25 protein-coding genes are annotated in these 25,690 nt (G+C 70.0%); 18 read left to right on the forward strand and 7 right to left on the reverse strand.

Annotation, left to right across the window (positions count from 1 at the left end; genetic code table 11):
* Positions 1-7 precede the first annotated feature (7 nt).
* The 3 genes from FQ377_RS03835 to nhaA all read left to right on the forward strand — a co-directional run bounded on the left by FQ377_RS03835 (position 8) and on the right by nhaA (position 3,589).
* Entirely contained in the window at positions 8-1,366 is a 1,359-nt protein-coding gene (locus FQ377_RS03835; RefSeq protein ID WP_395858464.1) for a TrkH family potassium uptake protein, read from the forward strand.
* A complete protein-coding gene (locus FQ377_RS03840) occupies positions 1,359-2,057 on the forward strand; it encodes a potassium channel family protein (RefSeq protein WP_222861825.1) in 699 nt (232 codons plus the stop codon). The genes FQ377_RS03835 and FQ377_RS03840 overlap by 8 nt, the downstream gene beginning before the upstream one ends.
* A gap of 113 nt (positions 2,058-2,170) precedes the next feature.
* On the forward strand, positions 2,171-3,589 hold the full coding sequence (gene nhaA, locus FQ377_RS03845) for a Na+/H+ antiporter NhaA (protein WP_148599870.1): 1,419 nt from the start codon (positions 2,171-2,173) through the stop codon (positions 3,587-3,589).
* A 4-nt stretch (positions 3,590-3,593) separates the two neighbouring features.
* Here nhaA and FQ377_RS03850 read toward each other — a convergent pair whose 3' ends face one another.
* On the reverse strand, positions 3,594-3,857 hold the full coding sequence (locus FQ377_RS03850; protein ID WP_148599871.1) for a hypothetical protein: 264 nt from the start codon (positions 3,855-3,857) through the stop codon (positions 3,594-3,596).
* Positions 3,857-4,690: a non-homologous end joining protein Ku gene (gene ku, locus FQ377_RS03855; RefSeq protein WP_148599872.1), complete on the reverse strand. Its 834-nt coding sequence runs from the start codon at positions 4,688-4,690 to the stop codon at positions 3,857-3,859. The genes FQ377_RS03850 and ku overlap by 1 nt, the downstream gene beginning before the upstream one ends.
* A gap of 69 nt (positions 4,691-4,759) precedes the next feature.
* On the opposite strand from ku, the gene FQ377_RS03860 reads away from it, so the two are divergent.
* The 6 genes from FQ377_RS03860 (at position 4,760) to FQ377_RS03885 (ending at position 12,167) form a co-directional block, all read left to right on the forward strand.
* On the forward strand, positions 4,760-5,254 hold the full coding sequence (locus FQ377_RS03860) for an SRPBCC domain-containing protein (protein ID WP_148599873.1): 495 nt from the start codon (positions 4,760-4,762) through the stop codon (positions 5,252-5,254).
* Between the two features lie 66 nt (positions 5,255-5,320).
* Positions 5,321-7,852 carry an ATP-dependent DNA ligase gene (locus tag FQ377_RS03865; RefSeq protein ID WP_148599874.1) on the forward strand — a complete coding sequence of 844 codons (2,532 nt, stop codon included), beginning with the start codon at positions 5,321-5,323 and terminating at the stop codon, positions 7,850-7,852.
* Positions 7,853-7,866: 14 nt separating this feature from the next.
* A complete protein-coding gene (locus tag FQ377_RS03870; protein ID WP_148599875.1) occupies positions 7,867-10,248 on the forward strand; it encodes a phosphoketolase family protein in 2,382 nt (793 codons plus the stop codon).
* 34 nt (positions 10,249-10,282) lie between these two features.
* Entirely contained in the window at positions 10,283-10,747 is a 465-nt protein-coding gene (locus tag FQ377_RS03875) for an SRPBCC family protein (protein ID WP_148599876.1), read from the forward strand.
* Positions 10,748-10,972: 225 nt separating this feature from the next.
* Entirely contained in the window at positions 10,973-11,356 is a 384-nt protein-coding gene (locus FQ377_RS15105; protein WP_262364249.1) for a hypothetical protein, read from the forward strand.
* Between the two features lie 91 nt (positions 11,357-11,447).
* A complete protein-coding gene (locus tag FQ377_RS03885; RefSeq protein ID WP_148599877.1) occupies positions 11,448-12,167 on the forward strand; it encodes a VIT1/CCC1 transporter family protein in 720 nt (239 codons plus the stop codon).
* A 45-nt stretch (positions 12,168-12,212) separates the two neighbouring features.
* On the opposite strand, the gene FQ377_RS03890 is transcribed toward FQ377_RS03885, so the two are convergent.
* Positions 12,213-12,914 (reverse strand): FadR/GntR family transcriptional regulator, encoded by a 702-nt coding sequence (locus FQ377_RS03890; protein ID WP_148599878.1) that lies wholly within the window; start codon positions 12,912-12,914, stop codon positions 12,213-12,215.
* Positions 12,915-13,054: 140 nt separating this feature from the next.
* On the opposite strand from FQ377_RS03890, the gene FQ377_RS03895 reads away from it, so the two are divergent.
* The 3 genes from FQ377_RS03895 to FQ377_RS03905 all read left to right on the forward strand — a co-directional run bounded on the left by FQ377_RS03895 (position 13,055) and on the right by FQ377_RS03905 (position 17,246).
* Positions 13,055-14,419 (forward strand): SLC13 family permease, encoded by a 1,365-nt coding sequence (locus tag FQ377_RS03895; RefSeq protein WP_148599879.1) that lies wholly within the window; start codon positions 13,055-13,057, stop codon positions 14,417-14,419.
* Between the two features lie 86 nt (positions 14,420-14,505).
* On the forward strand, positions 14,506-15,720 hold the full coding sequence (locus FQ377_RS03900; RefSeq protein WP_148599880.1) for a CaiB/BaiF CoA transferase family protein: 1,215 nt from the start codon (positions 14,506-14,508) through the stop codon (positions 15,718-15,720).
* Entirely contained in the window at positions 15,717-17,246 is a 1,530-nt protein-coding gene (locus FQ377_RS03905; protein ID WP_148599881.1) for a carboxyl transferase domain-containing protein, read from the forward strand. The genes FQ377_RS03900 and FQ377_RS03905 overlap by 4 nt, the downstream gene beginning before the upstream one ends.
* Here the strand turns inward: FQ377_RS03905 and FQ377_RS03910 are convergent.
* The gene (locus tag FQ377_RS03910) at positions 17,231-18,334 is read right to left on the reverse strand and encodes a GTP pyrophosphokinase (protein ID WP_148599882.1); all 1,104 of its coding nucleotides are present in this window, start codon (positions 18,332-18,334) and stop codon (positions 17,231-17,233) included. The genes FQ377_RS03905 and FQ377_RS03910 overlap by 16 nt on opposite strands.
* Before the next feature lie 163 nt (positions 18,335-18,497).
* On the opposite strand from FQ377_RS03910, the gene FQ377_RS03915 reads away from it, so the two are divergent.
* Entirely contained in the window at positions 18,498-19,292 is a 795-nt protein-coding gene (locus FQ377_RS03915; RefSeq protein ID WP_148600094.1) for an alpha/beta hydrolase, read from the forward strand.
* 22 nt (positions 19,293-19,314) lie between these two features.
* On the opposite strand, the gene FQ377_RS03920 is transcribed toward FQ377_RS03915, so the two are convergent.
* The 3 genes from FQ377_RS03920 to FQ377_RS03930 are packed head-to-tail and all read right to left on the reverse strand — an operon-like array spanning position 19,315 to position 21,733.
* Positions 19,315-20,112: an isocitrate lyase/PEP mutase family protein gene (locus FQ377_RS03920; protein WP_148599883.1), complete on the reverse strand. Its 798-nt coding sequence runs from the start codon at positions 20,110-20,112 to the stop codon at positions 19,315-19,317.
* Positions 20,105-20,746: an alpha/beta hydrolase gene (locus tag FQ377_RS03925; RefSeq protein ID WP_148599884.1), complete on the reverse strand. Its 642-nt coding sequence runs from the start codon at positions 20,744-20,746 to the stop codon at positions 20,105-20,107. Before FQ377_RS03925 ends, FQ377_RS03920 begins: the two co-directional genes overlap by 8 nt.
* A gap of 9 nt (positions 20,747-20,755) precedes the next feature.
* Positions 20,756-21,733: a ring-cleaving dioxygenase gene (locus FQ377_RS03930; protein ID WP_148599885.1), complete on the reverse strand. Its 978-nt coding sequence runs from the start codon at positions 21,731-21,733 to the stop codon at positions 20,756-20,758.
* Between the two features lie 177 nt (positions 21,734-21,910).
* On the opposite strand from FQ377_RS03930, the gene FQ377_RS03935 reads away from it, so the two are divergent.
* The 5 genes from FQ377_RS03935 to FQ377_RS03955 are packed head-to-tail and all read left to right on the forward strand — an operon-like array spanning position 21,911 to position 25,611.
* The gene (locus tag FQ377_RS03935) at positions 21,911-22,393 is read left to right on the forward strand and encodes a PGPGW domain-containing protein (RefSeq protein WP_148599886.1); all 483 of its coding nucleotides are present in this window, start codon (positions 21,911-21,913) and stop codon (positions 22,391-22,393) included.
* A gap of 52 nt (positions 22,394-22,445) precedes the next feature.
* Entirely contained in the window at positions 22,446-23,369 is a 924-nt protein-coding gene (locus tag FQ377_RS03940) for a carbohydrate kinase family protein (RefSeq protein WP_148599887.1), read from the forward strand.
* A gap of 33 nt (positions 23,370-23,402) precedes the next feature.
* On the forward strand, positions 23,403-23,939 hold the full coding sequence (locus FQ377_RS03945) for a YbhB/YbcL family Raf kinase inhibitor-like protein (RefSeq protein ID WP_148599888.1): 537 nt from the start codon (positions 23,403-23,405) through the stop codon (positions 23,937-23,939).
* 48 nt (positions 23,940-23,987) lie between these two features.
* Entirely contained in the window at positions 23,988-24,797 is an 810-nt protein-coding gene (locus tag FQ377_RS03950; protein WP_148599889.1) for an HAD family hydrolase, read from the forward strand.
* Positions 24,775-25,611, forward strand: coding sequence for a glycerophosphodiester phosphodiesterase family protein (locus FQ377_RS03955; protein WP_262364250.1), 837 nt, complete (start codon positions 24,775-24,777; stop codon positions 25,609-25,611). Before FQ377_RS03950 ends, FQ377_RS03955 begins: the two co-directional genes overlap by 23 nt.
* Positions 25,612-25,690 lie beyond the last annotated feature (79 nt).

Raw genomic sequence — 25,690 nt, forward strand, 5'->3', positions numbered from 1 at the left:
CCAGGCCCTGGCCCGTATCCTCCGTGCCTGGGCGGCGCACCTGAGTCCGCGCCATCCGGCCCAGGTGATCGTGCTCGGTTTCGCAGCGGCCATCCTCGCGGGCACCCTCCTGCTCACGCTGCCCACCTCCAGGGTGGGCCCGGGAGGCGCGGGCTTCCTCGAGGCCCTCTTCACCGCCACGTCCGCGGTCTGCGTCACCGGCCTGACCGTCGTCGACACCCCGGCGTACTGGACCGGCGTGGGCCAGGTGACCATCCTGGCGCTGATCCAGATCGGCGGCTTCGGCATCATGTCCTTCGCCTCGCTGCTCGGAGTCCTGCTGGCCCGTCGGATGGGCCTGCGCTCGCGGATCTCGACGGCGGCGGAGACGAAGAGCACGGGCATCGGTGACGTGCGCAGCATCCTGGTCGGGATCCTGAGGACCACCCTGCTGGTGGAGGGCGTGACCGCGGTAATCCTCGCCGGCCGCTTCCACCTCGGGTACGGCCGTCCACCGGCCGAGTCCGTGTGGCTCGGCGTCTTCCATGCCGTCTCGGCGTTCAACAACGCCGGCTTCGCCCTCTTCAGCGACAATCTGACGGGATTCGTGGGCGACCCGTGGATCTGCCTGCCCGTGGCCGGCGCCGTCATCCTCGGAGGACTCGGCTTCCCCGTACTGTTCGAACTGCGGCGCCACTTCCGGTACCCGCGCAAGTGGCTGATGACCACCAAGCTCGTGCTGAGCGGGACCCTCGTGCTCCTGGTCCTCGGCACCGTCTTCATCACCGCGGTGGAGTGGTCCAGTCCGGCGACCCTCGGACCGCTGCCGCCCGGCGAGCGGGTCCTCGCCGGATTCTTCCAGTCCACCATGACGCGCACCGCGGGCTTCAACAGCGTCGACATCGGGCAGCTCCACCCGGTCACCCTGCTGGCCATGGACGTGCTGATGTTCATCGGGGGTGGTCCCGCCGGCACCGCAGGGGGGCTGAAGATCACCACCTTCGGTGTGCTGTTCTTCATCCTCTACACGGAGATCAGCGGAGGCAACGCCGTCAACGTCTTCGGCAAGCGACTCCCGCGCTCCGTGCACCGGCAGGCCATCTCGATCGTGCTGCTCGCCGGAGGCCTGGTCATCACGGCCACGATGGTCCTGATGCTGATCACCGACTTCGGGCTGGACCGGATCCTGTTCGAGGTGGTCTCCGCCTTCGGCACCGTGGGACTGTCCACCGGCATCACCGCGGGCATCCCGTCCGTGGGCCAGGTGATCCTCATCCTGGTGATGTTCGCCGGGAGGCTGGGCCCGGTGACCCTCGCCTCGGCCCTGGCGCTGCGGTCCAGGCCCCTCCAGTACGAATACCCCAAGGAAAGGCCCCTCATTGGCTAGGCAACGCTTCTTCTCCTCCAAACCCATCGAGGCCATCGCGGCGGCCGATTCCGTCGCCGTCATCGGCCTCGGGCGCTTCGGCGGCGCGCTCGCCCTCGAACTCGAGGGGGCCGGAACCGAGGTCCTCGGGATAGACCTCGACGAGGAAGTGGTCCAGTCCTTCAACGGTCGCCTGACGCACGTGGTGCGCGCCGACGCCACCAAGGAGGAGGCGCTGCGCCAGCTCTCCCTGCCGGATTTCGACCGTGTGGTGGTGGGGATCGGCAGCGACCTCGAGGCGAGCATCCTGACGACGTCGATCCTCCTGCGGTTCGATCGCTCCACCGTCTGGGCGAAAGCCATCAGCGAGCCGCACGCGCAGATCCTGTCCCAGCTCGGGGTGGAGCACGTCATCCGGCCCGAGCACGACATGGGCCGGCGCGTGGCGCACCTGGTCCGCGGCACCATGCTCGACTACGTGGAGTTCGAGGACAACTTCGCGATGGTCAAGACCCGCCCGCCCCGCGAGTACTGGGACCGGGAGCTGGGCACCACCGGGCTGCGCGGCAAGTACGGCGTGACGGTCGTCGCCGTCCGGCGCAAGGGCGGGACGTGGGACTACACCACGGCCCAGACCACCCTCTACGACGACGACGAGATCATCGTCGCGGGGCCCACGGCCAAGGCGGAACTCTTCAGCTCCCTCCTGTAGCGCGCCACGTCATCGATGTCGCGCCCGCGCCCGAGCGGGGCTAGTGTGGACGAACTGGTGAGCCGGGAAGTCTGGTCGGCGTGACGTCGAGCGTGCCCAACCGAAGGAATGCCATGGCCCATCTTGCAGGCCCCACCGATCCCGTCCCGGACTCCCCGCCCGGCAGCAGGATCTTCTCCCGCAGCAGCTACCCCGAACACCTGCGCATCACGAGCATCCTGCGCAAGGAGACCGTGGGCGGAGGCCTGCTGCTGCTGGCCACGGTCATCGCACTGGTCCTCGCCAATACGGCCGCAGCGGACGCCTACTTCGCCGTCCGGGACTTCCGGTTCGGCTACGAGCCGTGGCACCTCGAACTGAGTGTGGGAACCTGGTCCGCCGACGGGCTGCTCGCCATCTTCTTCTTCCTCGCCGGCCTGGAACTGAAGCGGGAGTTCGTGGCCGGGGACCTCCGCAAGTTCGACCGCGCGATCGTCCCGGTCGCCGCGGCCGTGGGCGGCGTGGTCGTGCCCGCGCTCATCTATGTAGCCATCACCTTCAGCGCCGGACCGGAGGCCCTGCGCGGCTGGGCCATCCCCACCGCCACCGACATCGCGTTCGCGGTGGCCGTACTCGCCGTCGTCGGGTCCCATCTACCCAGCGCGCTGCGCATCTTCCTCCTGACCCTCGCCGTGGTGGACGACCTCCTGGCGATCAGCATCATCGCCTTCTTCTACTCCGAGGACATCGCGTTCCCGCCCCTGCTGCTGGCGATCGTCCCGCTCGCGGTCTACGCCTTCGCGGCGCAGCGCTTCCCCGCCTTCTTCCAGCGCCATCCGTGGTCGCCGTGGGTGATCCTGCTCCCCCTCGGGATCATCGTGTGGGCGCTGGTGCACGAGTCGGGCGTCCACGCCACGGTGGCGGGCGTGCTGCTCGCCTTCGCCATCCCGGTGCTGCCCCGCGGTGTCACCCGCGCGGACGCCGTGAAGTCGGCCGACGCCGTCGACGCCGCGGAGGCGTCGGCGGACGAGGTGCCCGCCGCCCAGCCGGACGGCCTCGCGGACACCCTCGAACACCGCATCCGTCCGCTGTCCGCCGGGTTCGCCGTGCCCGTCTTCGCATTCTTCTCCGCCGGCGTGGCCGTGGGCGGGATCGACGGCCTGGTGAATGCGATCACCGACCCGATCGCGATCGGCATCATGGTGGCCCTCGTCATCGGCAAGCCCATCGGGATCCTGCTCGCCACCGTCGTCGTCACGAAGACCACGAAGGCGGCCCTCGCCCCGGACCTGGCGTGGATCGACATCATCGGCGTCGCGATCCTGGCGGGCGTCGGCTTCACGGTCTCGCTGCTCATCAGCGAACTCGGCTTCGGGCAGGGCACCGTGGAGGACGATCACGCCAAGGTGGCCATCCTCGCCGGGTCCCTGATCGCCGCGCTCGTGGCAGCGGTCCTGCTGCTCCGGCGCAGCAAGCGCTACCGGGAGATCGAGGAGCAGGAGAGGATCGACGCCGACGACGACGGCATACCGGACGTCTTCGAGCAGCAGTAGGCGCTCAGTCCGCGCGGGGTCCGTACCTCCGCCACAGCCAGGAGAGGGTGAGGATCCCCGCGCTGCGACGGAACCCGCTCCGACCCGTGGTGGTCTCGAGCAGCGCCCAGACCAGCAGGCAGGCGGAGCTCGCCCGGCGTAGGCGCTCGCGGTTCTCCGCCCCGAGCGCCATGAAGGAGGCCGCTCCGAACCCGGCCCAGCCGAGGATGGGCGCGTTGGGTCGCTGCATCACCGTCTGCCGTCCGAACTCGTCGGTGAAGAATCCCATCACGCGCCCTTCTGCTTCGTGGAGCCGGTGGCCTTCTTGGCGCCGGCCTTCTCCCGGTTCTTCTCGACGCTGCGGCGCAGCGCCTCCATGAGATCCAGGACGTTGTCGTCGTCGTCCTCGTCCGCCGGGCCGAAGGTCTCCTCCGTGTCGAGGGTGTCGCCCTTGTCGATCTTCGCCTCGATGAGGGTGCGCAGCTGGGACTGGTAGTCGTCGGTGAAGTTCTCCGGATCGAAGTCCGTGGAGAAGGAGTCGACGAGCTCGGCCGACATCTGCTTCTCCTTCGCGGAGATGCGCACCTTCTCCTCGAGGGCGGGGAAGGCGGCCTCGCGGATCTCGTCGTCCCAGAGGAGGGTCTGGAGCATCAGGACGTCACCGCGTACGCGCAGCGCGGCGAGGCGGCTCTTCTGGCGGAGGGCGAACTGCACGATCGCCGTGCGATCCGTCTCCTGGAGCGTGCGGCGCAGCAGGACGTACGCCTTGATCGAGGTGCTGTCCGGTTCGAGGTAGTAGGCGCGGTCCAGCATGATCGGGTCGAGCTGATCGCTCGGGACGAACTCCACCACCTCGATCTCCCGGCTGCGCTCCACCGGCAGCGCGGAGAGATCGTCGTCGGTCAGCACCACGGTGTGCTCGCCGTCGTCGTAGGCCTTGTCGATGTCCTTGAAGTCCACGATCTCCCCGCAGACCTCGCAGCGCCGCTGGTAGCGGATCCGGCCGCCGTCCCTGTCGTGGACCTGGTGGAGCGAGATGTCGTGGTCCTCCGTGGCGCTGTAGACCTTCACGGGGACATTGACCAGGCCGAACGCGACCGCACCCTTCCAGATGGCTCTCATGGCTCCAGTAGACACCACGCGCGCCGGGCGGGCCAGAGCACGCGGGACAACCGCGCCTAGACTTGGGGGGTGACTTCCGAAACCGCAGAACCCACGGTCAGCAGGACCACCAGCGACGACGGCGCCACGGTGCTGCGCCTCGCCTTCGAGTTCGCCTTCCCGCCCACCGTGCTGTGGAAGCACCTCACCGACGCCGAGAAGCTCAAGTACTGGTTCCCGTGCGAGATGGAGTTCGAGCCGCGGAAGGACGCGGAGATCCTGTTCCGGTACGCCGACCAGAAGCCCCTGCGCGGTGTGGTGCTGGAGGCCGAGCGGCCCTCGGTGCTGGCGTACACGTGGGAGCGGGACACCCTGCGCTGGGAACTGGAGCGGACACCGGACAACGGTACGCGCCTCGTGCTGCTGCTCACCCCCGGGAGCCCGCGCCACGCGGCCACCATGGCTGCGGGCTGGCACCTGACCATCGCGGGCCTCGACGACTTCCTGAACAAGCGCAATCTCGGGCAGGATCCCGCGCTCTGGGAGGTCTACGTGGACCGGTACCGCGAGCAGTTCGCCGACTGAGACCGCCACCGGCATCGACGGACCGCACCACTGGCATCCGCGGCCCATCCAGTCGAGACTGGGGGTATGGTCCCCACCCGCTCCCAGAGCGTCACCGTGGACGGGCGCACCCTCCGCCTGTCCAACCTGGACAAGGTGCTCTACCCGGCCACCGGGACCACCAAGGCCGATGTGCTCTCCTACTACGCCGCCGTGGCCGGGCCCCTGATCCACCACGCGGCCGGGCGGCCGGCCACGCGGAAGCGCTGGGTCCACGGCGTGGGGACCCCTGCCGCGCCGGGTGAGGTGTTCTTCCAGAAGAACATCGACGACAACGCCCCGGACTGGGTGCCCCGCACCGACGTCCGGCACAGGGACCACACGAACAGCTATCCGCGGGTCGACGACCTCGCGACCCTGACCTGGCTGGGACAGATCGCGGCCCTGGAGATCCATGTGCCGCAGTGGCGCTTCGACGCCGACGGCGCCGCGGCCGCCCCCGACCGCCTCGTGCTCGATCTCGATCCGGGGGAGGGGGCCGGCCTGGCCGAGTGCGCCGAGGTGGCGCTCCTGGCCCGGCCCATCCTGCAGGGCATGGGTCTCGAGCCCTTCCCCGTGACGAGCGGAGCGAAGGGCCTCCACCTCTACTGTGCCCTGACCGGGGGCCAGAGCTCGGCACAGGTGTCCGCCGTCGCCCACGAGCTCGCGCGGGCGCTCGAGGCGGACCACCCCGGACTCGCGGTCAGCGACATGAAGAAGACGCTCCGCTCCGGCAGGGTCCTGGTGGACTGGAGCCAGAACAGCGCCACCAAGACCACCGTGGCCCCGTACTCCCTCCGCGGCGGGTTCGAACCCACCGTCGCGGCGCCGCGCTCGTGGGAGGAGCTCGAGGCGGGCGGGCTGGACCAGCTGGATCCCGCGGCGGTCATGGCCCGGATCGCAGCGTCCGGGGATCTCCTCGCCCCCGCCACGGTTCCCGTCGCGGTTCCCGTCCCGGCCGACGCCGGCGGCGCCTCCGCCGGCGCGTCCGCCGGTGAAGCTCCCGCCGACCGGCTCTCCACCTACCGGAGCATGCGCGATGCGTCGAGGACACCCGAGCCCGTGCCCGCGGCGACCGGCCCGGCCGGTGGGACCGGGTTCGTGATCCAGGAGCACCATGCACGCCGCCTCCACTGGGACTTCCGCCTCGAGCGCGAGGGTGTGCTGGTGTCCTGGGCCCTCCCCAAGGGGCCTCCCCTGACACCGGACAGGAACCACCTGGCCGTCCAGACCGAGGACCACCCCCTCGAGTACGGGACCTTCGAAGGAGACATTCCGGCCGGGGAATATGGTGGCGGCCACGTCTCCATCTGGGATGCCGGAACCTACGAGCTGGAGAAGTGGAGGGACGGCAAGGAGGTCATCTGCACGCTCCACGGCCGGCCCGACGGCGGCCTGGCGCGCGCGGGAGCGGCCGTCCGCCGGTACGCGCTCATCAGCACGGGAGGCGTGAAGGGGAAGAACAACTGGCTCATCCACCTCATGAAGGACCAGCCCGTGCAGCAGGAGGACGCGCCGACGGTCCGCACGGTGCCCCCCGACGGGGAGCACCCGGAGGAGAGGACGTCCGGCGGGTTCGTCCCTCCCATGCTCGCGACCCCGAGCGCGGCGCAGACCCTTCCGGACCCCGACGACTGGGCGTACGAGCTCAAGTGGGACGGGGTGCGCTGCATAGCCACCGTCTCGGAGGGAGGGCTCACGCTGTGGAGCCGGAACGGCGTGGACATCACGGCGGTCTACCCGGAACTCGGTGACCTGGCCGAGCACGTCCGGGCCGACAGTGCCGTGCTCGACGGCGAGATCGTGGCGCTCGACCCGAGGGGCCGGCCGGACTTCGGGCTGCTCCAGCAGCGCATGACGCTGACCGGCGAGCAGGAGATCGAGGAGGCCCGTGGCATCACGCCGGTGCGCCTGGTGCTCTTCGATCTGCCGGCCCTCGAGGGGAACGACCTCACCGGATTCGAGTACCGCCAGCGGCGCGAACTGCTCGAGCGGGCCGTCGACGAGGCCGGGGACCATCACGTGCAGGTGCCCGCGGCCCTGGACGCGACGTTCGAGGAGGCGGTCGTGGCGAGCAGGCAGCTGGGCCTCGAGGGCATCGTGGCCAAGCGGCTCTCCGGCGACTACCGACCGGGAACGCGCTCGCCGTCGTGGGTCAAGATCAGGCACCTGCGGACGCAGGAGGTGGTGGTGGTGGGATGGCGTCCGGGCAACGGCGGCAGGGCCGCGACGCTCGGCTCCCTCCTGGTCGCCGTGCCTGACGGCGACACGCTCCGCTATGTGGGCCGGGTGGGCTCCGGTCTCGGGGAGCGCGATCTCCGCGCCGCCCGGGAACGCGTGGACGGGCTGGCCCGCTCCACGGCGCCGCTCGACGACGTCCCGCCGGCGGAGGCCTCCGACGCCCACTGGGTGAGCCCCTCGCTCGTGGCCGAGGTCCGCTACAGCGGCCGGACGGGAGGCGGACGTCTCCGCCATCCCGTGTGGCGCGGCTGGCGCCCGGACAAGACACCGGACGACATCACCGACGACATCGCCGACGACGTCACGGACGTCCCATCGACGACCGAACCAGTTCCATGAACACGGAGGCATAGATGAGTATCGACATCCAGGGTCTGCATGCGTGGTGGCGCGCCGCCAACTATCTGTCCGTCGGGCAGATCTACCTGCGGGACAACGCCCTGCTGACGCGATCCCTCAGGAGCGAGGACGTGAAGGAGCGCCTGCTCGGACACTGGGGGACCACCCCGGGCCTGAACTTCGTGTACGCACACCTGAACCGGGTGATCGCGCAGCGGCAGCAGGAGATCCTCTTCGTCACCGGTCCGGGGCACGGCGGCCCGGCGAACGTGGCCAACGCGTGGCTGGAGGGGACCTACTCGGAGATCTACGGGAAGATCGGGTCCGACGACGCCGGGATGAACGCCCTGTTCAAGCAGTTCAGCTATCCCGGCGGCATCCCGTCCCACGCAGCACCGGAGACCCCGGGCTCCATCCACGAGGGCGGGGAGCTCGGGTACTCCCTGGCCCACGCGTACGGCGCCGTCTTCGACAACCCCACGCTCATCGCCGCCACGGTGGTGGGCGACGGCGAGGCCGAGACCGGTCCCCTCGCCGCGAGCTGGCACTCGAGCAGCTTCGTGGACCCCGCCGTCGACGGCGCGGTGCTGCCGATCCTGCACCTCAACGGCTACAAGATCGCCAATCCCACGGTGCTGGCCCGCATGCCCGAGGAACAGCTGCGGCAGCTCATGTACGGCTACGGCTACGATCCCCGCTTCGTCACGGTGACCGATCCCGCCGCCACGGAGGCCGCGCACCAGGACTTCGCGGACGTCCTCGACGCGTGCATCGACGACATCCACGCCATCCAGGACCGGGCGCGGACCTCCCCCTCCGGACCCGGGGACCCCGCCGTGCGCTGGCCCATGATCGTGCTGCGCTCACCGAAGGGCTGGACCGGCCCCGCGGAGGTGGACGGCGCACCGGTGGAGGGTACCTGGCGGTCCCACCAGGTACCGCTGTCCGGGGTCCACACCGACGAGCGGCACCTGCAGCAGCTCGAGGAGTGGATGAGGTCCTACGACCCGGAGTCCCTCTTCACCGGCAACGGGGAACTGCGACCGGAGATCGCCGCCCTCGCGCCCGAGGGCGGTCTCCGGATGAGCGCGACACCCTATGCCAACGGCGGCTGGCTCCTGAAGGATCTCGTCCTGCCCTCCTACGCCGAGCACGCCGTGGCGGTCTCCCGTCCCGGGACGGAGAAGGTGAGTCCCATGATCACGGTGGGTGGCTACCTGCGCGACGTCATCGAGCTCAATCCGCACACGTTCCGCCTCTTCGGGCCGGACGAGACGGCCTCGAACCGGTTGTCGGCCGTCTACGAGGTGACGGACAAGGCCTGGCAGCCGCGCATCGAGGAGGTGGACGAGCACCTCGCGCGATCAGGGCGCGTGATGGAGGTGCTCAGCGAGCACCTGTGCCAGGGCTGGCTCGAGGGGTATCTGCTCACGGGGCGGCACGGTGTCTTCAACTGCTACGAGGCATTCGTGCACATCGTCGACTCGATGTTCAACCAGTTCGCCAAGTGGCTGAAGGTCCACCGCATGCTGTCCTGGCGCAGGCCCATCGCCTCCTTCAACTACATGCTCTCCAGCCATGTCTGGCAGCAGGACCACAACGGGTTCTCCCACCAGGACCCCGGCTTCATGGACCACGTGGTGAACAAGACGGCCGACATCACCCGCGTGTACCTGCCACCGGATGCGAACACCATGCTCGCGGTGACCGAGCACTGCATGCGCACGCGTGACACCGTCAACGTGATCGTCACGGGCAAGCAGCCCACCCCCACGTGGTTCGGGCCGGAGGAGGCGCAGCTGCACACCGAGCGGGGCATCGGCATCCTCGATTTCGCCGGCAGCGAGGAGCCGGGCATGGAGCCCGACGTGGTCCTCGGCTGTGCCGGTGACGTGCCCACGCTCGAGGCCGTCGCGGCAGCAGGTCTCCTCAAGGCCGCTGTTCCCGGTCTGAAGATCCGCGTGGTGAACGTCGTGGACCTGATGCGCCTGCAGGACGACACCGAGCATCCGCACGGGCTCTCGTCGCGCGACTTCGATACGCTCTTCACCACGTCGAAGCCCGTGATCTTCGCGTTCCACGGCTACCCGGCGCTCATCCACCGCCTCACCTACCGGAGGAACAACCACGGTAATCTGCACGTTCGGGGCTACAAGGAGGAAGGCACGACGACGACGCCGTTCGACATGGCGATGCTGAACCAGATCGACCGGTTCCAGCTGGCCATGGACGTCATCGATCGCGTGCCGACCCTGGGCGCCTCGCAGGGCCGGTTCCGGCAGGACCTGCAGGACCAGCGGCAGCGTGCATGGCAGTACACGCGCGATGCCGGCAAGGACCTGGAAGCCATCACCGGCTGGACGCTCGACGAGTCCTCACCGGACGACGCGCAGTAGACGGCGTCGTCCCCAACCAGAAGGAGAACGTTCCATGGCAGAAACAAGCATTTCCGCAACTCGCACCATCGATGCACCCGCCGCCGCGATCTTCGAGATCCTCTCGAACCCGGAGCATCATGCCGCCCTGGACGGTTCGGGGATGGTGCAGTCCGACAGCAAGTCGGATCGCATCACCGCCGTCGGCCAGGTGTTCACCATGAACCAGCACTGGGACAAGATGGGCGGGGACTACCAGACCGACAACCACGTGGTGGGCTACGACCCGAACAAGCTGCTGGCCTGGAAGACCGCTCCGGCCGGCGAGGTTCCCCCGGGATGGGAGTGGGTCTGGGAGCTCCAGCCCGACGGCCCCGATTCCACGCAGGTCTCGGTGACGTACGACTGGTCGGCCGTGACCGACAAGGAGCTCCTCAAGAAGGTCAGCTTCCCCGCCGTGCCCCAGGACGCCCTGGACACCACGCTCGGGAATCTCGCAGCGCAGGTCTCCGAGGCCTGATGCTCCGGGCCCGTTCCGCGGGCCCGGTCAGGACGGGAACGGCCGGTCACCGTCGAGGGGGCCGGCCGTTCCGCTGCCCGGGGCGAGCCCCCCGACCGACGATGGCCCTTCGCCGTAGCCCTTCGCCGTAGCCCTTCGCCGTGGTCCGGAGTACACTGGATGCCCCGATGAAGCAGGTGTGTGATGGATACCCATCGAAGCCGACAGTCGCAGCAGCAGGATCCCATGGCGCAGCAGGACTCGGACGCGCAGCAGGACTCGACAGTGCCGCCCGATCCCACGCCGCAGCCCGATCCGGCCGCCCGGCACAGGGCCGAGGACCTTCCGATGCCGCCGGAGTCCGGAACCGATCCCGGAACCGATCCCGGGATCGATCAGGGGACCGTCCCGAAGAAGCCGGGCAGGGGTCATGGCTCGATCTTCGACAGGATCGACTCCACCGTCCGGCTGTTCCTCGGACCGGCCGACCGGTCCGAGGGGGATCTGCCCGTGGTCCATCGGCACGACGAGGCAGAGGACTTCTCGGAGGAGACCCTGGGGTCCATCGAGATCCATGAGGACTCCCTCGGCCACCACTACGCCCAGCAGCGCCGGCAACCGGAGCAGTGAGCGTGCACCGTCGGCTCCCGCAGCGCGCGGGCCGCGTGAGGCAAGCCGAACCTGTGTGGCCGGATGGCGCCGCCCGGTGTTTACTGCAGGGATGGCACACATCCCCGCGGGTCGCCCCGAGCCCCACGACAACGGCATAGCATCGCGCCTGAACTGGCTCCGCGCCGCCGTCCTGGGCGCGAACGACGGAATCGTCTCGACGGCCGCCACCGTGATCGGCGTGGCGGGTGTGACCAATTCCGTCACCCCGATCCTGGTGGCCGGAACAGCAGCCGTGGTGGGCGGATCGGTGTCCATGGCGCTCGGAGAATATGTCTCGGTCAGCAGCCAGCGGGACAGCCAGGAGGCCCTGATCGAGAAGGAACGCCAGGAGCTCCGCGAGGATCCCGAGGGCGAGCTCCTCGAACTCGCCGGGCTCTACGAGAAGAAGGGTCTCGCCCCGGACACCGCACACCGGGTGGCGGCGGAGCTGACCGAGCACGATGCCCTGGCCGCCCATCTCTCCATCGAACTCAACATCGACGAACTCGAGGTGGCCAATCCGTGGCACGCCGCGTTCGCCTCGGCGGCGGCCTTCGCCGTGGGCGCCGTCCTGCCCCTGCTCACCATCCTCCTCGCACCCGCCGACATCCGGGTGCCGCTGACCTTCGTCGCCGTCCTGGTGGCCCTGGCCATCACGGGAGCGATCAGCGCCCGCGTGGGCGAGAGTTCGGTGGCCCGCGCCGTGACCCGCCTCATGATCGGCGGGGCCCTGGCCATGGCGTTCACCTACGCGGTGGGACTGCTGCTGGGAACGACCGGGGTGGCATAGCGGCCCGCGCCAGGCGTATGTCGGCATCGACGGGCTACGTAGGCACTACCTGAGCAGCGCGACATCCGAGACGAGGTCGATGTGCTGCTGCATGGCGGCAGCGGCGGCAGCGGGATCGGCGGAGCGGACGGCGTCGGCGATCCTATGGTGCGAGGCGAGCGACTGCTCGGGTCGGCCCGGCTGCGCCAGGGACTCCAGGCGGGTCTCGAGCACCATCTCACCGATGAACGCCATCAGCTGGGCCAGCACGGGTGAGTGTGCGGCCGCCGTCACCGCCTGGTGGAAGAGCTCGTCACCGTGCGCACCGCGGTCGCCGTCGTCGATCTCCGACTGCATGGTCCCCAGGGCGCTGTCGATCGCCGCGAGATCGTCGGCCGTCCGGCGTTCGGCGGCGAGGAACGCGAGCTTGACCTCCAGGGTGCTCCGGGCCTCGACGATGTCCGGGAGGCGACTCCGATGCTCGCGCAGCCCGCGGATGACGCTCGCGACACTCGCGCGGTGCCGCAGGACGGCCCCGGTACCGTGCTGCACATCGATCACGCCGAGCACCTCGAGGGCCACCAGGGCCTGCGCGAGGGTGGCACGGGACACCCCGAGCCGCTCGGCGAGATCACGCTCCGCCGGGAGCAGATCGCCCGGCCGGAGGCCCGCGGACTCGATGTACCCCAGCAGCTGTTCCACCAGCTGCTCGTACAGGCGTGGGCGAGCGAGCCGACCCAGCGCCGGCGGGATCTGGGCGTCGGTCATCCTGGCTCTCCCCGTGTCGTGGTCCGCCCATGGTAACCGCGAATGGTTGACAGGGAGACCCACTCTCCTACAGGCTAGGCCAGTGAACCTGTGCTGCGGGTCACATCTCCTACCCGTCCATGTCCCGCTGGAGGATCATGATGTCCGCCCCACTCCTTTCGATCATCATCCTCGCGGCGATGTTCCTCATAGCCACCGTGCTGCCGATCAACATGGGCGCCCTGGCCTTCGTGGGCGCGTTCCTGCTCGGCGCCGTCTTCCTGGGCATGGAGACGGACGACATCATCGCCGAGTTCCCGGGCGGACTGTTCCTCACCCTGGTGGGTGTCACGTATCTGTTCGCGATCGCCCAGAACAACGGCACCATCGACCTGCTCGTGCAGGGGGCCGTGAAGCTCGTCCGGAACCGCGTGGCCCTCATCCCCTGGGTGATGTTCGCGATCACCGCCGTCATCACCGCCGTCGGTGCCCTGGGCCCGGCCGCGGTCGCCATCATGGCGCCGGTGGCGCTCGGATTCGCGGCGCGCCACAAGATCTCGCCGCTGCTGATGGGCATGATGGTGGTCCACGGTGCCCAGGCCGGCGGCTTCTCGCCCATCGCCGTGTACGGCGTGATCGTCAACGACATCGTGGGGCAGACCGGGTTCGAGTCGAGCCCCCTCGCACTGTTCCTGGCCAGCTTCATCTTCAATCTGCTCATCGCCGTCGTCCTCTTCGTGGTCCTGGGCGGCCGCGCCCTCATGTCCACGCGGTTCTCCCACGTCGTCGAGGAGGCCGCCGAGGTGCGCCTGAACGCCAGCCCGGGCGCTCGCAGGGCCGATGTCGCCTACAAGGGCACCGGCAGCGGCACCTACGGACCGCGGGATCCCGCCGGCGACGACGCAGTTGCCCCGCGGTCCCGCGAGGACCGCGTCTCGCAGATCGCCACCATGCTCGGTCTGGTGGCCCTCGCGGTGATCGCGCTCGGATTCAGTGTGGACGTCGGCTTCGTCGCCATCACCATCGCCGTCGTGCTCGCACTGCTCTCACCGAAGGCCCAGAGCGGTGCGGTCAACAAGATCGCGTGGTCCACGGTGCTGCTCATCTGCGGCATGCTCACCTTCGTCGGCGTGCTGCAGGCGGCAGGCACCATCGAGTACGTGTCCGACGGCGTCGCCAGTCTCGGCATGCCCCTGCTGGCCGCGCTCCTCATCTGCTACATCGGTGCCGTGGTCTCGGCCTTCGCCTCCTCGACCGCCATCCTCGCCGCCCTGATCCCCCTCGCCATCCCGTTCCTGGAGACCGGGGCCGTGGGCGCCGTCGGTGTGGTGGCCGCACTCGCGGTGTCCTCCACCATCGTCGATGTCTCGCCGTTCTCCACCAACGGTGCCCTCGTCCTGGCGAACGCTCCCGAGGGCACCGACAAGGACCGCTTCTACAAGCAGATCCTGGGATACGGTGCCATCGTCGTGGTGGCCGGACCGGTGATCGCCTGGCTCGTCCTGGTGGTCCCCGGCTGGCTCTGAGCCGCACCTCGACCAGGCTGCCCTACCCGGCTGCCCGTCCCGACCGACCCCACGCGACTGATCGCGCCCGAACCTCCGGAGGAACCATGAGCGCCGAGACACCGTCCCCTACGAGCGGAGACCGCGGCGGCCCCCTCGCCGGCCGCCTGGTCGTCGATCTCAGCCGGGCGCTCGCCGGACCGCACGCGGGCATGATGCTCGGCGATCTCGGCGCCCGCGTGATCAAGGTGGAGACCCCCGGGACCGGCGACGACACGCGCGGCTGGGGGCCGCCGTTCGTGGGGCCGGAGGAGGACCGGCAGTCCACCTACTTCCTGTCCTGCAACCGCAACAAGGAGTCCATCGCCCTCGACCTCAAGAGCGACGACGGCAGGGACACGCTCACCGAGCTGCTGCGCCGCGCCGACGTCGTCGTGGAGAACTTCCGCCCCGGCGTCCTCGACCGCCTCGGGTTCTCCACCGAGGCCATGCTGGAGCTGAACGCCGGCCTGGTGATCCTCTCCATCACCGGGTTCGGGCACGACGGGCCGGAGGCCAGGCGCAGCGGCTACGACCAGATCGTCCAGGGCGAGGCGGGCCTCATGTCCCTCACGGGCCCCGATCCCGACCATCCCCAGCGCGTCGGCGTGCCGATCGCCGATCTGCTCTCGGGCATGTACGGGGCGTACGGGGCCGTCGCGGCACTGCTCGAGCGCGAGCGGACGGGCAAGGGCCAGGTGGTGCGGACGTCCCTGCTCGCCTCGATCATCGGTGTGCATGCGTTCCAGGGCACCCGGGCCACGGTGGCCGGCGAGGTGCCGCAGGCGCAGGGGAACCATCACCCGTCGATCGCCCCCTACGGTCTCTTCACCTGCCGCGGAGGCAGGGTGCAGATCAGCGTGGGCAGCGAGAAGCTGTGGGCCACGTTCGCGGAGACCTTCGGCCTCGCGGCGGACGAGCCCCGGTTCGCCACCAACGCGGACCGCGTGCGGAACCGGGAGCAGCTGATCGGGGTGGTCGAGGACGCCTTCTCCGCGTACCAGGCCGAACCCCTCTTGAGGAAGCTCGAGGAGGCCGGCATCCCGGCCGGCAAGGTGCGCACGCTCGACGAGGTGTACGCCTGGGACCAGGTGCGGTCGCAGGGTCTGCTCCTCGACGTCGAGCACGCGCTGCTCGGGACCATCGCCCTCCCGGGACCCCCGCTGCGGTTCTTCGACGGCGCCGCCGAGACCACGCCCACCACGCATGCCGCGCCCCCACTGCTCGACGGCGACGGCGAGGCCATCCGCGCCTGGCTCGCGGAGCCGGCGCCGGGCGCATGACCGCCGGAGCGCGGCACCTCACGGCGCGGGACCTCATCGACGAGGTGCTCGACGACGGTTCCTTCGCGTCCTGGGACAGTCCCGTCCCCGTCCCGTATCCGGGCGCGAGCCCGTCCTACGAGGACGAGCTGCTGCGCGCTCGGCAGAGGAGTGGCGCGGACGAGTCCGTCCTGACGGGGGAGGGCCTCATCCACGGACGACGGGTGGCCGTCATCGTCTCGGAGTTCGCGTTCCTCGCCGGCTCGATCGGCAGCGCGGCCGCGCACCGCATCACCGCCGCCATCCAGAGGGCCACCCGCGAGCGGCTGCCCCTCCTGGCCGGGCCGGCGTCGGGCGGGACGCGCATGCAGGAGGGCACCCCGGCGTTCCTGTCCATGGTGGACATCACCGGTGCCGTGCGCGCCCACCGGCAGGCCGGTCTGCCCTATCTCGTCTATCTGCGTCATCCCACCACGGGTGGGGTGATGGCCTCCTGGGGCTCTCTGGGGCATCTCACCGTCGCCGAACCGGGGGCACTGCTCGGCTTCCTCGGGCCGCGCGTCTATGAGGCGCTCTACGACAGGCCCTTCCCTCCGGGGGTCCAGACCGCGGAGAATCTCTTCGACAAAGGACTCATCGACGCCGTCGTCGCACCGGAACAGCTGGCGAGGATCGTCGACACGGCCCTCCGTGTACTGCTCGCCGACGCGACCGTCGGCCCGCCCGTGCCCGCCACAGCCTCCGTACCACCCGGCACCGGGAGCGCCTGGGAGTCCATCCTCGTCTCACGCGATCGACGCCGACCGGATCTCCGCCGGCTGCTCGCCCACGGCGCCCGGGACGTCCTGCCGCTCAACGGCACCGGTCAGGGGGAGAAGGACCCTGGCCTCCTGCTCGCACTGGCCCGCTTCGGGGCGCAGCCCTGCATCGTGCTGGGGCACCAGCGACCACGGGAGCCCGGGGACGCCGTCATGGGCCCGGCCTCCCTCCGGGAGGCGCGCCGCGGCATGAAGCTCGCCGAGGAACTGGGGCTGCCGCTGCTGACGGTCATCGACACCGCGGGCGCCGATCTGTCGAAGGAGGCGGAGGAGGGCGGACTGGCCGGGGAGATCGCCCGATCCCTGTACGACCTCATCGGGCTCGCGTCGTCGTCGGTCTCCGTGTTGCTCGGACAGGGCGCGGGCGGCGGTGCGCTCGCACTCCTGCCGGCCGACAGCACCATCGCCGCCGAGCACGCGTGGCTCTCACCCCTGCCGCCGGAGGGAGCGAGTGCCATCGTCCACCGGACCGTGGAGCGGGCGCCCGAGATGGCCGAGGCGCAGGGCGTGAAGATCGCCGCCCTCGTGGAGCGCGGCGTGGTCGACCACGTGGTGGACGAACGCCCCGACGCCGCCCGGGAGGGGCGCGCGTTCTGCGAGCGGATGGCCCTGGCGATCGAGTACGAGCTGTCGCGGGTCAGGGCCATGCCGTCAGCGGACCGGCTGGTGCGGCGTGCGGGGAAGTACCGCGCGGCCGCCGGCGACGAGCCGCGTCAGGGATGCTGCTGACGGTAGATCTCCATCTGCCGGTGCCTGCGCTGCAGGCTGTCCCGCCGGGGAGTGCTCTCGGCACTCTCGGGTTCGGCGGTGAGCTCGATGTGCGGATGGCCGTAGTGCCACAGCAACATGTCGTCGAGGAGACGGTCCGGGCCCGGTGAGTAGCGGTGGTCCAGGGCTTTCCGGACCGAGGTGATGGCCCCGGCCTGCAGCAGCGGCACCAGATCGAGCGTGGTCCTCAGGCCGTGGGCGGCCAGCAGCTCGGCGGCCCACGCCCAGTCGTCCCCGGACTTGCGGTCCACGTGGGGCAGGAGGGTCTGCCAGATGTGGCGGATCCGGTTGGGCGTCAGCGGAGCGCTGCCCTCGCCGTCCTCGTCCCAGAAACCGGTGATGGTCTCGTACCGCTCGTGCAGTTCGGCGAAGGTGGACTCCACGGTCTCCAGCATGGCCGCGGTGGCGGTGAACTGCCGGTCGAAGTAGGGGCTCCACGCCTTCGGGTTGGACGCCTTGAAACGCAGGTCGTGCTCGATCTCCGACCACGCATGGGCCAGGACCGTGCGTACCTGCACCTCGAACAGATAGCTGCCCGCGGCCTTCGTCTCCGGGTCGACGACCTGCTGGAAGGCACGGACCACGTCGCTGTGGATGGTCCGCATGATCAGATGACGGCTCGAATAGCCGTACGTGCCGGACTCGATCGAGCCGATGTCCTTCTCGCGGTCGCCGCGGCAGTCGAACTCCCGGCGCTGGCGCTTGAGCATGTTCGCCGCGAGATCCACCTCGTGCGGGAGGGTGGTGATGATGCGCACGCCCACCAGGTCGATCAGATTACGCATCGGGTCGGGGAAGACGAGGGTGGGAAGCGCACCGGGCTCGGACGAGGGGAGGGTGCGCGAGGCCTTGTCGCGGAAGGACTCGACGGTCTTGGTGCGCGCCGTGACGAACAGGGGGCTCAGATCGGTGCCGTCGAAGATGGCCGCGATGCTCTCCCGCATAGCACTGGTGACGCGGTCCAGGGCAGGGCGGACACGCTCGAACTCGCGCGTATGGGCCTCGACGGCAGGGCGCAGCCGGTCGTCGAGATCGTCCCACGCGCCCATGCACACTGCCTTTCCGAGGAGAAGTCCCATCGTAGCCAACGCTCCCGACGGTTAGGCTGCACGGGTGGATCCCGTACGACGACGCCCCCTCCTCGCCCTCGCCGCCGCAGCCGGCGCCGCGCTCCTGATCGGTGGTATCAGGGCCGCCGCGAAGCCCACAGCGGTGACGCCGCAGCGCTACGCCTACGGCGATGATCCGAGCCAGTTCGCGGAGCTCTACCTCCCGGCCACGGGGGCCGCCGTCCGGGGCGTCGTCGTGATCATCCACGGTGGCTACTGGCGCTCCACCTACGGCGCGGAACTCGGTGAGCCCCTCGCGCAGGATCTGGTGCGGCGCGGGTACGCCTGCTGGAACCTGGAGTACCGCCGGGCAGGGAACGGCGGCGGCTGGCCTGCCACCTTCGACGACGTCGCCACCGGGATCGACCACCTCGCGGTGGCGGCCGCCGAGCACGGACTGGAGCTGCGTTCGACGACGGCGCTCGGGCACTCGGCGGGAGGTCACCTCGCGGTGTGGGCGGCGGGCCGCAGCACCCTCCCGTCCGGAACCCCCGGCGCCGGTGTGCCGGTGGTGCCGCTCCCGGCGGTGGTCAGCCAGGCAGGCGTCCTGGATCTGCGGCAGGCACGCGAGCTGCGGCTCGGCGACGACGCCGTCGAGAACTTTCTCCGGGCACCCGGCGATCCCGAGCGCTATCGTCTCGCGGATCCGATGAGCGCCGTCCCACTCGGTGTTCCGGTTTACGTTGTGCACGGGACGAAGGACACCGCGGTGCCGCTCTCGCAGTCCGAGAGCTATGTGGCCGCCGCGACGGCACGGGGCGCGACTGCTGAGCTCACGATCGTGCCGGGGGACCACTTCGCCGTCATCACCCCCGGATCGAAGGCATGGGAGTCCGTGGTGGAGGCGCTGGGACGGGCCGCGGACACGGCGAACCCCGTCCCGCCCGTGACGGGCTGACCGGGGTTCGTGGGGCAGTCCCCTAGTTCAGGGGACGGGTGCCCCCGGGCAGGGCGCCTCCCGCGTACAGCTCGGCGGCCGAGTCCGCCAGCGCGGTCAGGGCCACACGCTGCGTCCACGGTCCGTAGGAGATCCGGGCCACGCCGAGCTCCTGCAGCCGGGCCGGAGCGAGACTGCCCGGCACGTTGATGACGCTCAGGCGCTGCGGGCCGAAGGCCTCCACGAGGGTGCTCACGGCGTGCTCGTCGAGCAGGCCGGGAACGAAGACGTTCGTGGCGCCGATCGCGAGGAAGGCCTTGCCGCGCTCCACGGCGTCGCTGAGGACCTCCGCCGGATCACGGTCACCGGCCCTCACGAACGCGTCGGTGCGGGCATTGAGGACGAAGTCGATGCCCTCGCCCTGGCCGGCCTTCATGGCCGCTTCCATCTGCGCCACGGCGTCGGCGAGCGGGCGCATCTGGTCCTCGATGTTGGCGCCCACGATCCCGACGCCGATCGCCCGGCGCACGGTGTCCTCCGGGTCGCCGTAGCCCGACTCTAGATCGGCGGAGACCGGCAGGTCCGTGGCCGCGGCAATCCGCCCGATCGCCGCGATCATCTCCTCCAGGGGGATGTTCTCGCCGTCCTCGTAGCCGAGGGACGCGGCGATCGAGTGGCTCGCCGTGGCGAGGGCCTTCGTGCCGGGTACATCGGCGACGGTCGTCGCGCTGATGACGTCCCAGACGTTGACCACCTGCAGGATCTCGGGGGCGGAGTGCAGCTCGGCGAATGCGGTCGCCCTGGCGGCGAGGCCGCCGTGCTCCGTGTGTGCGTCAGTCATGTGAAACCTTCCGGGTGAGCGAGGCGATCCACGCTGCTGCGCCGTCGATCTCGCTGGGATGGATACCGTGCCCGCCCTCGCGGACGGCCCGGTGTACTTCGGCGCCGCGGCTCTCGAGGATCGACCCGAGGCGGACCACGCTGTCGATCGGTGCCATGGCATCCGCCTTCCCATTGAACAGGGCGATCGAGGATCCGGACAGGTCCGCCTCGACCGGCCGTCCGTCCAGCGGGTACATCCCCGAGAACGCGACGGCGTCTGCCACCGAACCCGGGTGCAGCAGGGCCGTGGCGAGCGCGATGTTCGCGCCGTTCGAGAAGCCCACGGCCACGAGCCTGCGCTCCCCGATCCCGTAGTGGTCCCTGGCCCACGCAATGAAGTCGGCCAGCTCACCGGAGCGGCGGATTACGTCGTCGACGTCGAAGTTGCCCTCCCCGAACCGGCGGAACCAGCGGTTCATGCCGTGTTCCTGTACGGGCCCGCGGGGTGCGAGATACCCTGCCTCCGGTGCGAGCTCCTTCACGAGCGGCAGGAGATCGTGCTCGGTCCCTCCAGTGCCGTGCAGCAGCAGCAGCACCGGGGCGTCCGCCGCGCCGGCGTGGAACAGGTGGGGCCAGTCATGCGTGATGGTCATGGTGCGCTCCTACTTCAGGAAGGACTGGACGGCGGGGTTGTTCTCGCCCGGCACGTCGATCTTCGCGACGGCGTGGGCGATGGCCTCGCGGTTGGGCTCGAGCCACGGCGGCAGCTTCAGCGAGCGGCCCAGTTCCAGCAGGGGCTCGTCGACGTCGAAGCCCGGTGTGTCCGTGGCGATCTCGAGCAGTGTTCCACCGGGCTCACGGAAGTAGATCGAGGTGAAGTACTGGCGGTCGAGGATCGCCGTCACCCCGTAACCGCGCTCTGCCAGCTCGCGGCGCCACAGCTCCTGGGTCTCCTGGTCGGGGACGCGGAACGCGATGTGGTGCACGGTGCCGCCGGCCACGAGTCCGCGCTGGCCGCGCGGGTCGGTGACCACGTCCACCACTGTGCCGGGGGCGCCGTCGTGCGTGCTCAGGCGGTAGCGGCCGTCCTTCTCGCTGAGGATGTTCATGCCGAGGTCACGCGTGAAGGTCTCGAGGGTGTGGGTGGGATCCTGCACCGTCAGCACCGACGAGTGCTGACCGCGCACGGCGTACTCGGCGGGGACGGAGGCGGAGTCCCACGGGTTGCGCGGATCGGAGATGGAGGAGGCCACGAGGTCGATCTGCAGGCCGTCGGGATCGCGCAGCGAGAGGCGCTCCTCCTCGGACGACGCACGCGAGATGCTGGACTCGACGCCGATCGCCTTGAAGTGCTCCTGCCACCAGCCGAGTGTGCCCTGCGGGACGGAGAAGGCCGTGGTGGTGGACTGGCCGCTGCCCACCCGGCCGCTGCGGATGCCCTGCCAGGGGAAGAAGGTCAGGAGGGACCCGGGATTGCCGGACTCGTCGCCGTAGTACAAGTGGTAGGTGCCGGGATCGTCGAAGTTCACCGTCTTCTTGACCAGGCGCAGACCCAGGCCCTTGATGTAGAAGTCGATGTTCTTCTGCGGGTCCCCGGCGATCGCGGTGACGTGGTGAAGACCTTCTGTCTGGATGGTCATGCCGTCCTCCTTCATTGGGCTGGCGTCTCTCGACTTCATAGGGCTGGCGTCTTTCGACCAGCATATCAATGCAAACGCATGAAGTTTTCCATTCATTCCCGTGCTGGCGACCTTCGCTGGGCGGGCAGGCCGTCCGGTCGACCGGCTCCGCCCTGCATCCTGTGACATCCTGTGTGCATGGCAGCAAGAGGGCGGGTCTCAGGGTGGATCCGCCGCACCGGCATCGAGGTGCTCGGCTGGACCCTGGTGGTGCTGGGGCTCGCGGCCCTGGTGCTTCCCGGCCCGGGACTGCTGATGCTCGCCGCCGGTCTCGCGGTCCTCTCGCAGCAGTACCACTGGGCCCGCCGCTTCCTCAAACCGCTCAAGGGCAACGCCTTCCACGCGGCAGCGCTCGGGGTGCAGACCGTGCCCCGGATCGCCCTGAGCTGCGCCAGCGCCCTGGTGATCATGGGCCTCGGCGTGGTCTGGGTGCTCCAGCCCCGGGTGCCGGGCTGGTGGTTCCTCGGCGAGGGACTATGGCTCCCCGGAGGTGTGGGGACGGGGATCAGCCTCATTGCCTCGTCGCTGATCGCCCTCGCCCTGATCGCGTACAGCGTGCACCGCTTCCGCGGCCACCCGTTGCCGCCCAGGGTGCCGCTGTTCCGCAAGAACGCCCTCTAGCGGTACCGGACCGGCACGGCCCCGTCGCAGGTACGACTGATACCTTGAAGGCGTGCTCACCGTGATCGGGGAAACCCTCATCGACGAAGTCGTCAGCGACATCGCCCCCATGCGCGCCCACGTGGGTGGCAGCCCCATGAACGTGGCCGTGGGGATCGCTCGGCTGGGGCATCCCGCGCAGTTCGTGGGCCGGTACGGCGACGACGACTACGGGCGCCTGATCCAGCAGCACCTCCGCGACAATTCCGTCCCGTTCCCCATCGGCCCCGACGACTCCCCGACGAGTGTGGCCACCGCGCGACTCGATCCGGCGGGCGGGGCGGCCTACGATTTCCAGCTGGTCTGGGACCTGCCGGGCCTGGCCGAGCGCCGCGAGGAGCTGCTCGACGGCACCACGCTCCTGCACACCGGGTCCATCGCCACGATGCTCATGCCCGGCGCCGACGACGTCCTGGCCCTGGTGCGGGCGGCGCATCCGGGCAGCACCATCACCTACGACCCCAACTGCAGGCCGACCATCATCCGGGACCGGGATCTCGCCCGCGACCAGGCCGAGGCGTTCGTGGCGCTCGCGGATCTCGTGAAGGCCTCCGACGAGGATCTGCGCTGGCTCTACCCGGACCGGAGCCCGGAGGAGACCGCACGTGCCTGGCTCGAGGCCGGGCCCGCCGTCGTCGTCGTGACCCGTGGTTCCAGGGGGCCGTGGGCGGTGTGCCGCGCCGGCGAGAGCGCCGTGCCTGCGCTGTCCATCAGCGTGGTGGACTCGGTGGGTGCCGGGGACTCCTTCATGGCAGCGCTCATCGGCTCGCTCGTGGATCTGGGACTGGACGGCGCGCAGCGTCGGGAGGACCTGCGCGCCGTCACGCTCGACCAGCTGACCGGGATGCTGCAGTACGCAGCCCGGGCAGCAGCCATCACCGTCTCCCGCCCCGGCGCGGATCCGCCCTCGCGTGCCGAGATGATCCACGGTCTCTGACCCGTCCTGCCGACTACCAGAAGGAGCACTCCCATGTCCCGCGACCCGTACGCCGACCTGCCCCAGGTCCCCGAGTTCGAGCTCACCAGCGAGAGCATCACCCACCACGAACCCCTCGCCACCGCGCAGGTCTCGGGACGGATGGGGCCGGGCGGCGACGACGAATCACCGCAGCTCTCGTGGAGCGGCTTCCCCGAGGGGACCAAGAGCTTCGCCGTCACCGTGTACGATCCCGACGCCCCGACCGCCAGCGGTTTCTGGCACTGGGCGCTGGTGGACGTGGACCTCGCCACCACCTCGCTTCCCGCGGGTGCGGGGAGCGAGGACTCGGACCTGCTGCCCAGGGGTGCCTTCCAGCTGCGGAACGACGGCGGCTTTGCCGGCTTCGTGGGTGCCGCGCCGCCTCCCGGCCACGGCCCGCACGAGTACCACGTGGTGGTCCACGCCGTCGACGTCGAGTCACTCGGTATCCCCGCCGACGCCTCACCGGCGTATCTGGGCTTCAATCTGTTCTCCCACACTCTGGGCCGCGCACGGCTGATCGGGACCTTCGAGGTACCCGGGGAGTGAGACCGCTGCGCCGGTAATCTGAAGGATCAAGGACCGAAGGAGACAGCGATGCGCCTCGTGGCGAGCGACATGGACGGGACCGTCGTGGGCCATGACGGGAAGATGAGCGGACGCACGGTCAGGGCCTTCGAGGCGTGCATCGAGGCGGGGATCCACGTGGTCTTCGTCACCGGGCGTCCGCCCCGCTGGCTCCACCCCCTGCGCGACCAGCTCGGGCACCGGGGAACCGTCATCTGCTCCAACGGCGCGCTCACCTATGATCTCGCCACCGAGACCGTGCTCAGCTCGAAGCTCCTCGAACCGGTCGATGTGTATGCGGCACGCGACATCATCCGCGGCCTCTTCCCCGCGGCAACCTTCGCGGCGGAGACGATCGCGGGTTTCACGATCGAGCCGGGCTTCGGGGACGCCGCGGCCTCGGAGCTCCTGGGCGACATCACCGCCCAGCCGTTCGAGGAGACCCTGCCAGGGGAGGAGATCGTGAAGTTCCTCGCCCGGCTGACGGACATCTCCCCGGACGAGTTCCTCGCGACCGTCAGGCCCGCCGTCGCGCATCTCGTCTCCACGACTCACTCGGCTCCGAGCGTGGCGCTCCTCGAGATGGCGCGGCCGAACATCGACAAGTCCGTGACGCTCGCGCAGTACGCCGCCGAGCTGGGGGTGGACAGGGCCGACGTCGTGGCCTTCGGCGACATGCCCAACGACGTGCAGATGCTCGGCTGGGCCGGCCACGGGTATGCGATGGCTTCCGGCCACCCGGATGCGCTCGCGGCAGCGAATCTGGTGGCACCTCCGTTCGAGGAGGACGGCGTGGCGCAGATCCTGGAGGAACGCCTTGCGGCGCTCCGCACGGCCTGATCCGCAGCGGTTCCCCTATCTCGACGCCGCAACCGGGGCCGGCGCCGGGAGCGGGGTGCTTGCAGGGCGCGCGCCCCTCGCCCTCGCCCACCGGGGCTTTGCGCCTGACGGCGGCGAGAACACCATGGACGCGATCGAGCGCGCCGTCAGACTCGGCTTCCGGTACGTGGAGATCGACGTCAGGGCCTCGTCCGACGGCGTGGTGATGGTCTTCCACGACGAGCACCTGGATCGCGTGACGGATGCCCGTGGGCCCCTCGTGGAGCGCTCCGCTGCGGAGCTCGGCGCCGTCTCCGTGGAGGGTCACGGCGGCATCCCGACGCTCGAGGCGGTGTTGCTGCGCTGGCCGGAGCTGCGCCTGAACATCGACATCAAAACGGACGACGCCGTGCGGCCGTTCGCGGAGCTGATCAATCGCCTGCGGGCCCACGACCGGGTGCTCGTGGCGTCGTTCTCGGATCGCCGCCGCCGTCAGGTGCTGCGCCTGCTCGAGAGGCCGACGGCGTCGTCGGCCGGGATGCGGGTCAATGCCGGGGTGAAAGTGGCGGGACCCCTGGGTCTGGCGGGGATCGTCGCTCGGCGTGCAGGCGTCCAGGCCCTGCAGGTGCCCGAGACCTACCGGGGGATCCGGGTGGTGACGCCCCGCTTCGTGGCCGCCTGCCACGCCGCCGGTCTGCAGGTGCACGTGTGGACCATCAATCGACGCGAGGACATGGACCGGCTGCTGGATCTGGGCGTCGACGGTCTGGTCTCGGACGCGGGAGATGTTCTTGCGGAGTGTCTTGCGGGGCGCTCGACGCCGCCCCTGGACTGACGCCGCTACGCCGCCCTCGTGGTGATCGGGTCCAGCAGGACATGGCTCCGGTCTCCTGGGTTTGGGTGGCCCCGAGGGT

The organism is Arthrobacter echini, assembly GCF_008107445.1.
Taxonomy (GTDB): domain Bacteria; phylum Actinomycetota; class Actinomycetes; order Actinomycetales; family Micrococcaceae; genus Arthrobacter_D; species Arthrobacter_D echini_A.

Bases quoted from the DNA above. Each gene is read 5' to 3' on its own strand.
- FQ377_RS03910 (WP_148599882.1), bottom strand. From the start codon at position 18,334: ATGGGCGCGTGGGACGATCTCGACGACCGGCTGCGCCCTGCCGTCGAG.
- FQ377_RS03900 (WP_148599880.1), top strand. From the start codon at position 14,506: ATGAGCGCCGAGACACCGTCCCCTACGAGCGGAGACCGCGGCGGCCCC.
- FQ377_RS03885 (WP_148599877.1), top strand. From the start codon at position 11,448: ATGGCACACATCCCCGCGGGTCGCCCCGAGCCCCACGACAACGGCATA.
- FQ377_RS03870 (WP_148599875.1), top strand. From the start codon at position 7,867: ATGAGTATCGACATCCAGGGTCTGCATGCGTGGTGGCGCGCCGCCAAC.
- ku (WP_148599872.1), bottom strand. From the start codon at position 4,690: ATGAGAGCCATCTGGAAGGGTGCGGTCGCGTTCGGCCTGGTCAATGTC.
- FQ377_RS03905 (WP_148599881.1), top strand. From the start codon at position 15,717: ATGACCGCCGGAGCGCGGCACCTCACGGCGCGGGACCTCATCGACGAG.
- FQ377_RS03925 (WP_148599884.1), bottom strand. From the start codon at position 20,746: ATGACCATCACGCATGACTGGCCCCACCTGTTCCACGCCGGCGCGGCG.
- FQ377_RS03890 (WP_148599878.1), bottom strand. From the start codon at position 12,914: ATGACCGACGCCCAGATCCCGCCGGCGCTGGGTCGGCTCGCTCGCCCA.
- nhaA (WP_148599870.1), top strand. From the start codon at position 2,171: ATGGCCCATCTTGCAGGCCCCACCGATCCCGTCCCGGACTCCCCGCCC.
- FQ377_RS03850 (WP_148599871.1), bottom strand. From the start codon at position 3,857: ATGGGATTCTTCACCGACGAGTTCGGACGGCAGACGGTGATGCAGCGA.
- FQ377_RS03865 (WP_148599874.1), top strand. From the start codon at position 5,321: ATGGTCCCCACCCGCTCCCAGAGCGTCACCGTGGACGGGCGCACCCTC.
- FQ377_RS03945 (WP_148599888.1), top strand. From the start codon at position 23,403: ATGTCCCGCGACCCGTACGCCGACCTGCCCCAGGTCCCCGAGTTCGAG.
- FQ377_RS03935 (WP_148599886.1), top strand. From the start codon at position 21,911: ATGGCAGCAAGAGGGCGGGTCTCAGGGTGGATCCGCCGCACCGGCATC.
- FQ377_RS03950 (WP_148599889.1), top strand. From the start codon at position 23,988: ATGCGCCTCGTGGCGAGCGACATGGACGGGACCGTCGTGGGCCATGAC.
- FQ377_RS03920 (WP_148599883.1), bottom strand. From the start codon at position 20,112: ATGACTGACGCACACACGGAGCACGGCGGCCTCGCCGCCAGGGCGACC.
- FQ377_RS03875 (WP_148599876.1), top strand. From the start codon at position 10,283: ATGGCAGAAACAAGCATTTCCGCAACTCGCACCATCGATGCACCCGCC.
- FQ377_RS03930 (WP_148599885.1), bottom strand. From the start codon at position 21,733: ATGACCATCCAGACAGAAGGTCTTCACCACGTCACCGCGATCGCCGGG.
- FQ377_RS15105 (WP_262364249.1), top strand. From the start codon at position 10,973: ATGGCGCAGCAGGACTCGGACGCGCAGCAGGACTCGACAGTGCCGCCC.
- FQ377_RS03895 (WP_148599879.1), top strand. From the start codon at position 13,055: ATGTCCGCCCCACTCCTTTCGATCATCATCCTCGCGGCGATGTTCCTC.